This window comes from Vibrio sp. Vb0349 (genome assembly GCF_033338975.1).
In genome coordinates this window covers 1-14,824 of record NZ_JAWOTS010000046.1, presented here as the reverse complement: position 1 = coordinate 14,824, position 14,824 = coordinate 1, and the positions used below count along the sequence as shown (strand labels likewise).

At 44.3% G+C, this 14,824-nt stretch carries 14 protein-coding genes; 10 read left to right on the top strand and 4 right to left on the bottom strand.

Annotation, left to right across the window (positions count from 1 at the left end):
* Window positions 1-96 precede the first annotated feature (96 nt).
* A complete protein-coding gene (locus R7Q47_RS22330) occupies window positions 97-861 on the bottom strand; it encodes a DUF481 domain-containing protein (protein WP_005381276.1) in 765 nt (254 codons plus the stop codon).
* A 221-nt stretch (window positions 862-1,082) separates the two neighbouring features.
* Between R7Q47_RS22330 and R7Q47_RS22325 the strand changes: the two genes are divergently transcribed.
* Window positions 1,083-2,483, top strand: a complete 1,401-nt coding sequence (locus R7Q47_RS22325) for a replicative DNA helicase (protein ID WP_005382759.1) — start codon at window positions 1,083-1,085, stop codon at window positions 2,481-2,483.
* Window positions 2,484-2,496: 13 nt separating this feature from the next.
* Window positions 2,497-3,573, top strand: coding sequence for an alanine racemase (gene alr / locus R7Q47_RS22320; protein WP_031777284.1), 1,077 nt, complete (start codon window positions 2,497-2,499; stop codon window positions 3,571-3,573).
* Window positions 3,574-3,611: 38 nt separating this feature from the next.
* On the opposite strand, the gene R7Q47_RS22315 is transcribed toward alr, so the two are convergent.
* Window positions 3,612-4,031, bottom strand: coding sequence for a secondary thiamine-phosphate synthase enzyme YjbQ (locus R7Q47_RS22315; protein WP_042523680.1), 420 nt, complete (start codon window positions 4,029-4,031; stop codon window positions 3,612-3,614).
* Between the two features lie 306 nt (window positions 4,032-4,337).
* Between R7Q47_RS22315 and pgi the strand changes: the two genes are divergently transcribed.
* Complete coding sequence (gene pgi / locus R7Q47_RS22310; RefSeq protein ID WP_154204994.1) at window positions 4,338-5,990, top strand: glucose-6-phosphate isomerase; 1,653 nt, start codon at window positions 4,338-4,340, stop codon at window positions 5,988-5,990.
* Between the two features lie 99 nt (window positions 5,991-6,089).
* Here pgi and R7Q47_RS22305 read toward each other — a convergent pair whose 3' ends face one another.
* Window positions 6,090-6,551, bottom strand: coding sequence for a chemotaxis protein CheX (locus tag R7Q47_RS22305; RefSeq protein ID WP_005381269.1), 462 nt, complete (start codon window positions 6,549-6,551; stop codon window positions 6,090-6,092).
* Between the two features lie 9 nt (window positions 6,552-6,560).
* On the bottom strand, window positions 6,561-7,025 hold the full coding sequence (gene zur / locus R7Q47_RS22300; RefSeq protein WP_005381268.1) for a zinc uptake transcriptional repressor Zur: 465 nt from the start codon (window positions 7,023-7,025) through the stop codon (window positions 6,561-6,563).
* A 322-nt stretch (window positions 7,026-7,347) separates the two neighbouring features.
* Here zur and dusA point away from each other — a divergent pair, with 322 nt between their 5' ends.
* From dusA to R7Q47_RS22265, 7 genes are all read left to right on the top strand, one after another.
* Window positions 7,348-8,328, top strand: a complete 981-nt coding sequence (gene dusA, locus R7Q47_RS22295; RefSeq protein WP_017821727.1) for a tRNA dihydrouridine(20/20a) synthase DusA — start codon at window positions 7,348-7,350, stop codon at window positions 8,326-8,328.
* A gap of 162 nt (window positions 8,329-8,490) precedes the next feature.
* On the top strand, window positions 8,491-8,706 hold the full coding sequence (gene pspG, locus R7Q47_RS22290) for an envelope stress response protein PspG (RefSeq protein ID WP_005381266.1): 216 nt from the start codon (window positions 8,491-8,493) through the stop codon (window positions 8,704-8,706).
* A 98-nt stretch (window positions 8,707-8,804) separates the two neighbouring features.
* Window positions 8,805-9,464, top strand: a complete 660-nt coding sequence (locus R7Q47_RS22285) for a TIGR04219 family outer membrane beta-barrel protein (protein ID WP_005381265.1) — start codon at window positions 8,805-8,807, stop codon at window positions 9,462-9,464.
* A 157-nt stretch (window positions 9,465-9,621) separates the two neighbouring features.
* Window positions 9,622-9,852, top strand: a complete 231-nt coding sequence (locus R7Q47_RS22280) for a hypothetical protein (protein WP_005381264.1) — start codon at window positions 9,622-9,624, stop codon at window positions 9,850-9,852.
* A 117-nt stretch (window positions 9,853-9,969) separates the two neighbouring features.
* Window positions 9,970-11,841, top strand: coding sequence for an assimilatory sulfite reductase (NADPH) flavoprotein subunit (locus R7Q47_RS22275; protein WP_005381262.1), 1,872 nt, complete (start codon window positions 9,970-9,972; stop codon window positions 11,839-11,841).
* Complete coding sequence (gene cysI, locus R7Q47_RS22270; protein WP_154204995.1) at window positions 11,841-13,577, top strand: assimilatory sulfite reductase (NADPH) hemoprotein subunit; 1,737 nt, start codon at window positions 11,841-11,843, stop codon at window positions 13,575-13,577. The genes R7Q47_RS22275 and cysI overlap by 1 nt, the downstream gene beginning before the upstream one ends.
* Window positions 13,570-14,349: a phosphoadenylyl-sulfate reductase gene (locus R7Q47_RS22265; protein WP_005382748.1), complete on the top strand. Its 780-nt coding sequence runs from the start codon at window positions 13,570-13,572 to the stop codon at window positions 14,347-14,349. The genes cysI and R7Q47_RS22265 overlap by 8 nt, the downstream gene beginning before the upstream one ends.
* Window positions 14,350-14,824: the final 475 nt, after the last annotated feature.

Genomic DNA, 14,824 nt, shown 5'->3' with positions numbered 1-14,824 from the left:
GCGCTGGACTAAACAAAGGCCCCCTTTTAGGGGGCTCACACAAAGCCACCTTCTTTAGAAGGTGGTAATTTACTTCTAAAACTGAGAGAAAAAGGGTTAAAAAGCGAAAAGTAAATTAACGGAAAATACGCTGTCTGCTTTGCTTAAGCCTTCAGGCACTTTATCGTGATACTGACGAGAGTGCGCCAGTTTCAGTGCGATATCTTCAGTAATATCATTGGTTACACTGAGTTCACTATCAGTACGTGTGTTACTTCTACCTGTTACCAACGTAATATCAGCTGCGAAACTTAAATTATCCAACGCATGCCAAGTTGTGTTGATATTTCCTCGAAAAATGCCTTCTCTAACGATATCGGGAAAGACAATATCGTCATCATCTATTTCGTCTAAGTTTGGCTCTTGATAGCGAAAACCAGGGCCTACTTCTACCTCTAAAATGAAGTTCTCAGTGTAGGAGAACTGGTAACCCAAACCACCTGACAACGTATAGTCTTTAAAATAAGCACTGTAGCGAGAATCCACTCCTTTAAAGCTGCCATACAAATACGTCTTAGGGCCTAACTTGTAGTCACTCTGCAGGGAATAGGTGGATGAGCGTTTGTCTTCTTCACCGTCTTTGTACAAGTTGTAGTACTTCCATTCACCATTAGAACGGTGTCGACCTGACGTATATTCAGCACTCAAACGAGCATTCAGGGAACGAGAGTCCGTGTTACCTGTGTGAGCTTGATAGCCGAACTCCACCTCGGTTTTTAGTGGGTCGGGTACATCAATATTTTGCTCTGGCTGTACTGATTCGTCAGCATACGATGCACTAGCGCACAGTAGGCTAAAGCTAAGTAACCAGTATCGGGACACATCAACCTCGAACGTAATCAAAAAGGAGGGGCATGATACTGATACAGATATTTGGTTGGGTCAATGGTAGGTTAATTTTTATTAGAGCTAGGCGGAAGAACCAGGCTATTACCCGGATGGTTCACATGATGATTTCTTAACAAGTAATTGTCGCTTCGGGGAAGCATCTCAGCTAGGTTAAGGTTATAATCGTGGGTCAATAGTAGTTATCGAGCAAAGTCATGGCGGAAAACAGAAATCGCAAACCTTCAGACAGTCAGGTCGACGCAATCAAAGTGCCACCTCACTCACTAGAAGCCGAGCAATCAGTAATTGGTGGTCTTTTACTGGATAATGAACGTTGGGACACCGTTGCCGAACGTGTTGTGAGCAGTGATTTCTATAGTCGTCCACACCGCCTGATTTTTGAAGGTGTAAAAACCATTCTTGAAGCGGGTAAACCTCTCGATCTTATTACTTTATCGGAATATCTAGAGCGTCACGAGTTGTTAGAAGATGTAGGCGGTTTTGCTTACCTCGCTGACTTGGCGAAGAATACGCCAAGTGCAGCTAACATCAATGCGTATGCTGATATTGTCGCTGAGCGTGCGATTGTTCGTGGCCTTATTGGTGTCGCGAATGAAATTGCGGACGCGGGCTATGACCCTCAAGGTCGCAGTTCTGAAGATTTAATAGACATGGCGGAGAGTAAAGTTTTTGCTATCGCCGAGTCTCGAACTAGTGAAAACGAAGGACCACAAAACGTCGACAACATCCTCGAAAAGACGTTAGAACGTATCGAGTTGTTGTATAAAACGCCACAAGATGGTGTTACCGGGGTCGATACCGGTTTCACCGATCTCAATAAGAAAACCGCAGGTTTGCAAGGCTCTGATTTGGTGATTGTCGCAGCGCGTCCATCGATGGGTAAAACGACCTTTGCGATGAACTTGTGTGAAAATGCGGCCATGCAACAAGAAAAGCCCGTACTTATTTTCTCGTTAGAGATGCCAGCTGAACAGTTGATGATGCGTATGTTGGCCTCTTTGTCTCGTGTAGACCAAACCAAGATCCGTACGGGTCAGCTAGATGACGAAGATTGGGCGCGTATTTCTTCTACTATGGGTATCCTGATGCAGAAGAAAAATATGTACATTGATGATAGCTCTGGTCTAACTCCGACCGAAGTGCGTTCGCGCGCTCGCCGTATCGCTCGTGAACATGGCGGTCTATCGATGATCATGGTCGACTACCTTCAGTTGATGCGCGTGCCTTCGTTAACCGATAACCGTACTCTTGAGATTGCTGAGATCTCTCGCTCTCTTAAGGCGCTGGCAAAAGAGCTAAATGTGCCTGTTGTGGCACTGTCGCAGCTAAACCGTTCCCTAGAGCAACGTGCGGATAAACGACCAGTAAACTCGGACTTGCGTGAATCCGGTTCCATCGAGCAGGATGCCGACTTGATCATGTTCATCTACCGTGATGAGGTTTATCACCCAGATAGTCCGTACAAAGGTACGGCCGAAATCATTATTGGTAAACAGCGTAACGGTCCTATCGGCTCTGTTCGCCTCACTTTCCAAGGTCAACATTCGCGTTTCGACAACTACGCGGGTCCTGCATTCGATATTGATGATGAGTAATTCCATGAGTTATATGAAAGCGGCCAAGGCGTGCATTGATTTGTCTGCGTTGCAGCACAACTTACAGCGCGTAAAAGCTCAAGCGCCACAAAGTAAAGTGATGGCTGTCGTCAAGGCCAATGGTTATGGTCACGGATTACGTCATGTCGCAAAACATGCTAACCATGCGGATGCGTTTGGCGTGGCTCGTATTGAAGAAGCATTGCAACTGCGCGCTTGTGGAGTAGTAAAGCCGATTCTATTGCTAGAAGGTTTTTACTCTCCTGGTGACTTACCTGTTCTTGTGACGAACAACATCCAAACTGTGGTGCACTGTGAAGAGCAGCTTATCGCCTTGGAGCAAGCAGACCTTGAAACTCCGGTTGTCGTGTGGCTGAAGATTGACAGTGGCATGCACCGCCTTGGGGTTCGTCCTGAACAATATGACGAGTTTGTAACGCGGCTGAAGGAGTGTCCAAATGTAGCGAAACCGTTGCGTTACATGAGCCACTTTGGCTGTGCAGATGAGCTGGATAGCGATATTACCCCACAACAGATTGAGCTGTTTAAATCGTTGACTTCTGGTTGCCAAGGGGAACGTTCACTGGCGGCATCTGCGGGGTTATTGGCATGGCCTCAAAGCCATTTAGATTGGGTTCGTCCGGGTATTATCATGTATGGTGTGTCGCCATTCGATGACAAAACGGCGCAAGATCTTGGGTATCAGCCTGTCATGACACTTAAATCCCACCTTATTGCGGTACGTGAAGTGAAGAAGGGTGAAAGTGTTGGCTACGGTGGTATTTGGACCAGTGAGCGAGATACAAAAGTTGGTGTCATTGCTGTAGGGTATGGCGACGGTTACCCAAGAAGTGCTCCAAACGGTACGCCGGTGTGGGTTAATGGCCGTAAAGTACCTATTGCAGGTCGAGTTTCCATGGATATGCTGACGGTCGATTTGGGACCAGACGCAACGGATAAAGTCAGCGACGAAGCGATTCTTTGGGGGAAAGAGCTCCCAGTAGAAGAAGTAGCGGGTCACATTGGTACGATTGCGTATGAACTCGTGACTAAGCTAACGCCTCGCGTCGAGATGGAATACTCCAAATAAACAACGAAAGGCTAACCCAAGGTTAGCCTTTGTTTTATCTACTCACCGTTAATCGTAGCAATAACGCGGCGGCCGCCACCAAAGTCTCGATGCTCACCCAAGTAAATACCTTGCCATGTTCCTAAAGCTAATCGACCATTTTGGATTGGTACCGTCACACTACTGCCAAGCAGTGATGCTTTAATATGTGCCGGCATGTCGTCGTCACCTTCATAGGTGTGCTGATAATAAGGAGCACGCTCTGGCACAAACTTATTGAAGTGCGCTTCCATGTCCATACGCACGGTTGGATCAGCATTCTCATTTAAGGTCAAACTGGCGGAGGTGTGCTGAATAAATAAGTGTAATAAACCTACTGAAAGTTCGTTTATTTGTGGTAATTGTTGTTCAATTTCATCAGTTATCAGGTGAAAACCGCGGCATCTCGCTTTTAATTGCAGTGTTTTTTGTGCCCACATACGTGTTCCTTTGGAAATTTATAAATTGGCGTCTATCCTATTCCAATTAGAGCCTGTCATTAGTAAATGATATGATTCTTGTCATCGTAAATGAATTGTTCAATTTCAGGGCAGGGAACGTGACCTAACTCAATGTGAGTGTAAAAGCTCTCGTTCATAATTGGCGCCTGAAAAAAAATTACAAAGACTTGTTTTGTGGCCATTTGCCCAAACATCTAATTTATATTCTATTTGCTAAATCGGGGATTCCACAGTTTTCGCTAGACTGTAAGGAATGGAACCTACTGTAACATCGGGATAAAGACCATGTTGAAAAATATCAATCCAACGCAAACACAAGCTTGGAAAGCGCTAACGGCGCATTTCGAATCTGCACAAGATATGGATCTTAAAGAGCTGTTTGCTCAAGACGCAGCGCGTTTCGACAAATACTCTGCACGTTTCGGCTCAGACATCCTAGTCGATTACTCAAAGAACCTCATCAATGAGGAAACTCTGAAGCACCTGTTTGCTCTTGCGAAAGAGACCGAGCTGAAATCTGCAATTGAAGCGATGTTCAGTGGTGAAGCGATCAACCAAACAGAAGGTCGCGCTGTTCTTCACACTGCACTACGTAACCGCGCTAATACTCCAGTTATGGTAGACGGCGAAGACGTAATGCCAGCAGTGAACGCGGTTCTAGAAAAAATGAAATCATTCACTGAGCGCGTTATCGGCGGTGAATGGAAAGGTTACACAGGCAAAGCAATTACTGATATTGTGAACATCGGTATCGGCGGTTCTGACCTTGGCCCTTACATGGTGACGGAAGCTCTAGCGCCATACAAAAATCATCTAAACCTTCACTTCGTATCTAACGTTGATGGTACACACATCGTTGAAACGTTGAAGAAAGTTAACCCAGAAACGACGTTATTCTTGATCGCGTCTAAGACGTTTACAACGCAAGAAACCATGACTAACGCGCACACTGCTCGTGATTGGTTCCTAGAATCTGCGGGTGATCAGGCTCATGTGGCTAAACACTTTGCTGCGCTTTCAACAAACGCGACAGCCGTGTCTGAATTTGGTATCGATACAGCGAACATGTTTGAATTCTGGGACTGGGTTGGTGGCCGTTACTCACTATGGTCTGCGATCGGTCTATCAATTGCACTAGCAGTAGGTTTCGACAACTTTGTTGAGTTGCTTGATGGTGCTCACGAGATGGACAAGCACTTCGTATCAACAGATCTAGAAAGCAATATTCCAGTGATTCTTGCTTTGATTGGTATTTGGTACAACAACTTCCACGGTGCGGAGTCAGAAGCTATCCTACCTTACGATCAATACATGCACCGTTTTGCAGCATATTTCCAGCAAGGCAACATGGAATCAAACGGTAAATACGTTGACCGTGACGGCAATGCTGTAACTTACCAAACTGGCCCAATCATTTGGGGTGAACCAGGTACCAACGGTCAGCACGCGTTCTACCAGCTAATTCACCAAGGTACTAAGCTTATCCCATGTGACTTCATTGCACCTGCAATTAGCCACAACTCAGCTAGCGATCATCACCAAAAACTGATGTCTAACTTCTTCGCGCAAACTGAAGCTCTAGCGTTTGGTAAAAATGAAGAAACCGTGAAAGAAGAGTTGGTGAAAGTAGGTAAGAATGCTGAAGAAGTGGCAGCGATTGCGCCATTCAAAGTGTTTGAAGGTAACCGTCCAACAAACTCTATTCTAGTGAAGCAAATCACGCCTCGTACGCTAGGTAACTTGATCGCAATGTACGAACACAAAATTTTCGTACAAGGTGTTATCTGGAATATCTTCAGCTTTGACCAGTGGGGCGTGGAGCTAGGTAAACAACTGGCTAACCAAATCCTACCTGAGCTTGCAGACGAGTCTCAAATCAGCTCGCATGACAGCTCAACAAACGGTCTAATCAACGCATTTAAAGCGTTCAAAGCTTAATGTTTGAATAGATAAAGAAAAGGTCAGCAAATGCTGACCTTTTTATTGCCTGAGGCAAAAACAAAATAGGTTGGCCAGTGCCAACCTATTTTTTCTCTTTTATTCGAAGCAAATTTCGATAAAGGCATTTCCCCATTGGGAAGAGAAAGGCATGATAATAATTGAGCCTTCACACTTGTGGCGAATCGTATGACCTCGGCCCGAAACCACAACCGGTGTTGCCATATCAAAGTCAAAACCACTTTCCGCCAGAATGCGTTTCGCACCACCAGTAACCATGTTGGTGATCTCACCCACCATATCGGTCACTTCTTCATTGAGCCCATTTGGACGTTCACCAAGCATGTTCTGCATGATTTCTAGGGCGAGTGCTTCATCAAAGGTGATCGACATTGAACCACGAGTTTGTGGGCCTACCATACCAATCAGACCAGAAACGTCACCTCGTGCGATCTCATCTTTTTTGATTCGCGGTTTTTGTGGCTTCAACTCAAGAGAAGCCATAGTTTTTAGCACGTTCATTAAAGAAGCTAAAAACGGGTTTACAAATTCAGCGCGCATAACGTTCTTCTATACTTTTTCTTTCGTCTCGGAGGAACAGGCCTGGCATTCACCATGAGTTTCAATAACTTGGTTGGTCAGTTTGAATCCATGCTTCTCGGCGTTTTCGGCTAACAAGGATATCAGCGTCTCATCTTCGAGTTCAACGACATCACCACATTTATCGCAAATTAGTAATTGGAAAAAGTGCTGCTGAGTATTGAAAGAACAACAAGTAATAAAGCTATTTGTCGATTCCACTCGGTGGATGAAGCCTTGTTCTAGGAGAAAATCTAATGCTCGATAAACAGTGGGCGGCTTAGCCTGAGGCTCACTCTCTTTTAGTTGCTCCAATAGCTCATACGCACTTGAGGCGCGGCGATTAGAACAAATGAGTTCAAATACGCGTCGGCGTTGCGGAGTCAGTCGTACTCCACGCTCTGCGCAGATACTTTCAATTTGTTCAATGATTGTTGGGTTCAAACCTTTCACCATAACTATCGGACGTGCTCTATGATAAATCATTTCTATACGAAGTTCGTTTAGAAATGCTTCATTTTACCCACTATCAGAACGAAAATCATGAATTAAAGCAAGTCGGTGGTGGTGTGAAGGCGGAATAATCATCACAGAATGAATCAACGAATGACAGATTCGTATTACTTCTGCGTATTCCTAAGCACTTGGCTAGTCAGCCAACCAAATCATTCTCGCTGAAACTAGCACCCAGAGGTGCTTGGGTATACAATACCCGACTTATTTTTTGAGCGTACTGCTGCGCTCGACCTTGGCAACATAAAAAACGGGTGTTTATATCATGACTCATTCTTGCAGGCTCTCCGTAGCACCAATGTTAGATTGGACTGATCGTCATTGTCGCTACTTCCATCGCTTAATGACCAAAGAAACCCTGTTGTACACTGAAATGGTGACGACAGGTGCGATCATTCATGGAAAAGGAGATTTCCTGGCTTATAACGAAGAAGAGCATCCGTTAGCCCTTCAACTTGGTGGTTCAAACCCAGCAGATTTGGCTACGTGTGCCAAGCTAGCGCAAGAGCGTGGCTACGATGAGATTAACCTAAATGTGGGGTGTCCATCTGACCGCGTACAAAACGGTCGATTTGGTGCTTGCCTAATGGCTGAACCGCAGTTAGTTGCGGATTGTGTCGCAGCAATGAAAGACGTGGTCGATATCCCTGTAACAGTCAAGACTCGCATTGGTATTGATGATCAAGACTCTTACGAATTCCTAACGGATTTCGTTTCTATTGTTTCAGAAAAGGGTGGCTGTGAGCAGTTCACTATCCACGCACGTAAAGCATGGTTAAGTGGTCTAAGCCCAAAAGAAAACCGTGAGATCCCACCATTGGATTACCCACGCGCTTACCAATTGAAGCAAGACTTCTCACACCTAACGATTGCGATTAACGGTGGCGTGAAATCATTAGAAGAAGCAAAAGCACATCTTCAGCATCTTGACGGTGTGATGATTGGTCGTGAAGCATACCAAAGCCCATATTTACTGGCATCGGTAGATCAAGAGTTGTTTGGCTCTAATGCTCCAGTGAAGAAACGCAGCGAAATTGTTGAAGAGATGTATCCATACATTGAAGCGCAATTAGCGAAAGGTGCGTACCTTGGTCACATTACCCGCCACATGTTAGGTTTGTTCCAAAGCATGCCCGGTGCTCGTCAATGGCGTCGTCATATCAGTGAAAATGCGCACAAACCAGGTTCTGGTCTAGAAGTATTGCAAGACGCGCTAGCTAAGATTCCAAAAGAATTGAATGTGTAAAATTCGCCAGTGAATGGCTAAAATTACCAACTAAAGAATGATAAAGCCAGAGTGCAGAAATGCCTCTGGCTTTTTTTTTATTAAAAATCATGATCTTAACTTCATTTCTGTAAGTTGGTATGGAAACTGCTCTGTTTATTGAAAACAAATGGAGAAGTGATTATGTTGGAGCTAATCTTTATTTTAGTCTTTGCGGCGACCTTGTTGGTTACGGGTATCACAATGATGACCGTATTCGCAGCAACTGGTATTGCGTTAGTTGTGATGTTTTTACTGGGAATGGTTGGAGCGGTACTTAAACTATTACCATGGTTAATCGTGATTGCATTGGGTATTTGGTTCTTCAAGAATTACGTCGCTCAGCCCCGCTATAAATAATGAGTAACATCATTTAGTTGATGGAGAAGCGTGAGAATATGGTATATTTCCTCTCACGTCCTCTACGTGAATATCAGCTATCTCGGAGTAAATACTACATGACAAATAAAGCGAACATCGCTTTAACGGCATTATCGTTGGCAGTATCTTTTCCTGTTTTTGCAGAGTACTCTGTATCGACAAAAGTCGGCGCAGAGGTATGGGCTGCCGACACTAAAGTTAATGAAGTGAGACGAGATAGCAGTACCGCAGGCACTTTTTACGCGGCGATTGAACATGATGTTAAATATGTCCCTAATGCGCGCCTTCGTTACTCAAGTGTTGATGCGGATTACATGGGGTTCGATAAGCTCGATTTAACCTTGTATTACCACGTTCTAGAGCATGATTTATTGCACTTTGATGCGGGTCTCACGTTCAGTAATTTAAGTGACACTAAATACATTGATGCTGGCTCAAGCAGGCGTGTAGAAGAATTTGATGAGCTGATTTGGGCTTGGTATGGTTACGCAGAAATTCAAGTTCCGGATACAAACTTTGATGTGATTGGTGAGATAAACTTTGGTGACAACAAAGGTATCAAAAGCACCGATTTCATGGCAGGTGTTCAATACAATGTACCGCTCGAAAAAGCTCGACTGGCTTTTCGTGGAGGTTACCGTGTGATTGATTTAGAGTCCGATAAATTCATGTCGGATCTAGGGAAAGAGTTTATTTTTGCTAACGGCTTCTTTGTGAGTGCGGAATACGCGTTCTAAATTCAGCCATGTTAGATATTCGATTTACTTAAAACGTCGCTTTATAAGCGGCGTTTTTTTATATCACTTCATTATATCTAATCGAAATTTCTCCCTATTTGGCTGACTTAGACCATGCTTACCTAGGAGCAATGTGAAAGTTAAAGCAGGGATAGCGATGACAATAAATGAACTAAGACATCTATTCCGTGAAAATCAACTTATCGAAGCGATTATTGAGCCTGCAATCCAAGAGGGTGGTTGGGTTGTAGAGTTCAGACATGCGCGCGGTGGTTTTGTTTTTCTAACGGACAGTCACGGCGAAGAATGTCTTTATGAAGATTTGGATACTGCGTCAAAATCGGCAATGGCAGTAGGCTTTCAACAAGTCCGCATTGAAGATCGATGAGCAAAAAGTAAGCCGTTCTTACTTCCAAAAAGTTATAAAACATTCACTTCTATTCTTTCTTGTTATTAAGGAGAGTGGGTACTCTATCGTCACGCAATGAATAGGGATGTCGTGATAATGTCTTTTCAAAAGAATGAGTATTCTCACAAGAATGTGTCTGAAGATAATAATGGGCAAGGAGGAAATCCTCCAATCGCAAGCCCTCTGAATGACCAACAAATTAGCTCACTCCAACAAACTGTCTCTGAGTTGTCTTCACAGCAACTTGCTTGGGTCAGTGGGTATTTTTGGGGATTAGCTCAAAATCAACCAAACACAGCGGTAACGCCAATTGCACAAGCAACGGCAGCCGTATCAGCGAAGCCAGCAGGTAAGTTGAGTATTATTTTTGCTTCCCAAACGGGCAATGCTAAAGGTGTTGCTGAAGCTCTGGAACAGGAAGCAAAAGCAGAAGGAATTGCAGTCGAACTTTTTGATGCAAGCGATTACAAAGGTAAAAACTTAGCCAAAGAAACGCATGTCATTATTGTGGCATCGACTAACGGCGAAGGCGAAGCGCCAGACAATGCCATTGAGCTACATGAGTTTTTGCAATCGAAGAAGGCTCCAAAGCTGCCAAACCTGCAATATGGTGTTATTGCATTGGGAGATTCTAGCTACGAGTTCTTCTGTCAGACCGGTAAAGACTTCGACACTTACCTATCAAAGCTAGGCGCGACTCCATTTATCGAGCGTCTTGATTGCGATGTGGATTATGAAGCCCCTGCAACTGAATGGCGTAAGAATGCGTTAGACAAGGTAAAAGATACACTGTCTTCTGGCTCTGAAGCGGATGTGGTTCAACTTCCTGTGGGTCAAGCTGCGACTGCGCACTCTCCTTACAATAAACAAAATCCGTACACTGCGACGTTACTGACCAGTCAAAAAATCACGGGCCGTGACTCTGGAAAAGACGTTCGTCATATAGAAATCGACTTAGAAGGCTCGGGCTTAACGTATCAGCCTGGTGATGCACTAGGTGTGTGGTTTGAAAATAGCTCGGAACTTGCAAATGCCATTCTTGGTAAGGTCGGTTTGTCTGGGGTTGAGACTGTTGACGTTGATGGTGAAAGCTTGTCAATCCACAGTGCTCTTGTGAGTAAATATGAAATCACAACATCTAACCCACAGCTCATCACAAAGTTTGCCGAGTTATCCGGTAGCAAGAAACTACAAAAGTTAGTTGAAGATAAAGATAAGCTTCGCGAGTACTCTGCAAATACTCAAATCGTTGATGTACTGGCAGAAAAGAAAACCAAGTTAACCGCAGATGAATTGATTGGTTTGCTTCGTCGTCTTACTCCACGCCTTTACTCTATTGCATCAAGCCAAGAAGAGGTCGATGAAGAAGTACACCTAACGGTTGCTTTGGTTGAGTACGAACAAAACGACGAAAAACGATATGGTGGAGCGTCTAGTTTCTTAGCACAGCGTCTCGAAGAGGGAGATGAAGTTAAAGTATTTGTTGAGCATAACAACAACTTTAAACTGCCGGAAGATGATAGCACTCCAATTATCATGGTTGGTCCTGGCACAGGGATCGCACCATTCCGAAGCTTTATTCAGGAACGTGAAAACCGTGATGCTGAAGGCAAAAACTGGTTGTTCTTTGGTGATCGCACGTTCACTCAAGACTTCTTATACCAAGTGGAATGGCAAAAGTATCTCAAGTCAGGAGTACTAAGCCGATTGGATGTTGCCTTTAGTCGTGACCAAGTAGAAAAGGTTTACGTACAACATCGCATCTTAGAAAACGCAGCTCAAGTGTGGCAGTGGATCCAAGAAGGCGCTTATATCTATGTCTGCGGTGATGCAACGCGTATGGCAAAAGATGTGCACGACGCATTGGTTATCGTTGCTGAACAAGAAGGCAAGATGCCGCGTGACGATGCAGAACAATTTATTAATGACCTACGTAAAGCGAAACGTTATCAGAGGGATGTGTACTAATGACTTTTTCTACGGACAATAATAAGCAGGTTGTATTAGGTGAAGAGTTAGGGCCGCTATCTGATAACGAGCGCCTGAAGCGAGAAAGCAACTTATTACGTGGCACCATTGAGCAAGATTTACAGGACCGTATTACTGGTGGCTTTACTGCCGACAACTTCCAGTTAATTCGTTTCCACGGTATGTATCAACAAGACGATCGTGATATCCGTAATGAACGCACAAAGCAAAAACTGGAACCATTACATAATGTGATGCTTCGTGCTCGTATGCCTGGAGGCATCATCACGCCAACGCAATGGTTAGCGATCGACAAGTTCGCAACGGAGCACTCTTTATATGGAAGTATTCGTCTGACGACTCGCCAAACGTTCCAGTTTCATGGGGTATTAAAACCGAATATTAAGTTGATGCATCAAACGCTCAACAGTATTGGCATTGATTCGATTGCAACCGCGGGTGATGTAAACCGTAACGTGTTGTGTACCACTAATCCAGTGGAGTCAGAGTTACACCAAGAAGCTTACGAATGGGCGAAGAGAATCAGTGAACACCTGCTTCCGAAAACACGCGCTTATGCAGAGATTTGGCTAGACGGTGAAAAAGTAGAAAGCACGGAAGAAGACGAACCGATTCTAGGCAAGAACTACTTACCACGTAAGTTTAAAACCACAGTGGTTATCCCACCGCAAAATGACGTAGATGTACACGCTAACGATCTCAACTTCGTAGCGATTGCAGATAACGGCAAGCTGGTTGGTTTTAACGTCCTGGTCGGCGGCGGCTTAGCGATGACGCATGGCGATACATCAACTTATCCGCGCCGCGCTGACGATTTTGGTTTTATTCCGCTGGACAAGACACTTGATGTTGCCGCAGCTGTAGTAACAACTCAGCGCGACTGGGGTAACCGTTCAAACCGTAAGAACGCAAAAACCAAATACACATTGGATCGTGTAGGTAGCGATGTCTTTAAAGCGGAAGTCGAGAAACGTGCTGGTGTTAAGTTTGAGCAAAGCCGTCCATATGAATTCACAGAACGTGGTGACCGTATTGGCTGGGTAGAGGGAATTGATGGTAAATATCATTTAGCGCTTTTCATCGAAAACGGTCGCTTATTAGACTTTCCAGGTAAACCACTTAAGACGGGTGTTGCTGAAATTGCCAAAATCCACAAAGGCGATTTCCGCATGACAGCAAACCAAAACCTAATTGTTGCGGGTGTACCTAAAAAAGAAAAAGCGAAGATTGAAAAGATCGCTCGTGAACATGGCTTAATGGACGACGGCGTAAGTGAACAGCGTAAGAACTCAATGGCGTGTGTTGCTTTTCCAACTTGTCCGCTAGCGATGGCAGAAGCTGAACGTTTCCTTCCTCAGTTTGTTACTGATGTGGAGGGGATTCTGGAGAAGCACAACCTACCAGAAAATGACAACATCATTTTGCGTGTAACTGGGTGTCCAAATGGTTGTGGTCGCGCAATGTTGGCTGAAATTGGTCTAGTTGGCAAAGCGCCGGGTCGTTACAACTTGCACCTAGGTGGTAACCGTGCCGGTACTCGAGTACCAAAAATGTATAAAGAGAACATCACGGATAAGCAAATCTTAGAAGAGATTGATCTGCTGGTGGCTAGATGGTCGAAAGAGCGTGAAGAAGGCGAAGCCTTTGGCGATTTCACTATTCGTGCTGGCATTATCCAAGAAGTGCTCGTATCAAAGAGGGACTTTCATGCTTGATTCTGTAGCATCCAAGCTTGAGCTCACAGAGTTACTGACATTAACAAAGACGGAGCAAATCCTCCGTCTTGCTCAAATTAATGTCGAGCTCGAAAAGCTTTCAGCACAAGAGAGAGTTGCGTGGGCTTTAGATAATCTAGAAGGCGAGTTCGCGGTTTCTTCTAGTTTTGGTATTCAAGCCGCGGTTATGCTTCATTTAGTTACTCGCGCCAAAGCGGACATCCCCGTCATTCTAACCGATACTGGTTACCTGTTTGCTGAGACGTACCGATTTATCGATGAGCTGACAGATGCTCTCAACCTAAATTTAAAAGTTTATCGAGCCAAAGAAAGTGCGAATTGGCAAGAAGCTCGATATGGAAAATTATGGGAGCAGGGTGTAGAGGGAATTGAAAAATACAACAAGCTCAATAAAGTTGAGCCGATGCGTCGAGCGTTAAAAGAGCTTAATGTTGGAACGTGGTTCTCTGGACTGCGTCGAGAGCAAAGTAAATCTCGTGCAGGTTTACCGATTCTATCAATTCAGAACGGTGTGTTTAAATTCCTACCAGTAATTGATTGGACTAATAAAGACGTTCATTACTACTTAGAACAACACGGCCTTAAATACCACCCATTGTGGGATGAAGGTTACCTTTCAGTTGGTGATACACATACCACTCGTAAATGGGAGCCGGGAATGTCAGAGGAAGAAACTCGATTCTTTGGCTTAAAGCGAGAATGTGGCCTACACGAAGATGATGGCTCTGAACAAGATGGGTCTGGCATATAGCCATAATGCTCTTTAAATAGAGTTTAGGTTAAGTTTAATAAAGATAGCTGCAATAAAGCAGCTTTCTTTATTTATAGTACTTGAAAAACACGCCTCAAAGAACAACTCTGTGGATAAGTTGTGTGAGAGTTTGGGGTAAAGTTGAATAAATAAAGGTTTGATCGAAAACTCATCGTTTAACTATTATTTTTGCAATTTTTGAAAAATAACACTTGCCAATGTGAGCGCGATCTCTATAATGCCTCCTCGTCGACAGGGCAAGGCCTCACAAGGGTTTAAGCGAAGTTGATAAGGCTGAAAAGAAAAACGAAATAATTTGAAGAAAGTGTTTGACACAATAAATTATCTCGCTAGAATGGCCGCCTCTTCCGAAGTGATGTCAATCACAAAGAAGAGTTGCTCTTTAACAATATAGACCTATCAATCTGTGTGGGCACTCGTTGATGATAATCCAATTAGATACTTCGGTATCAAA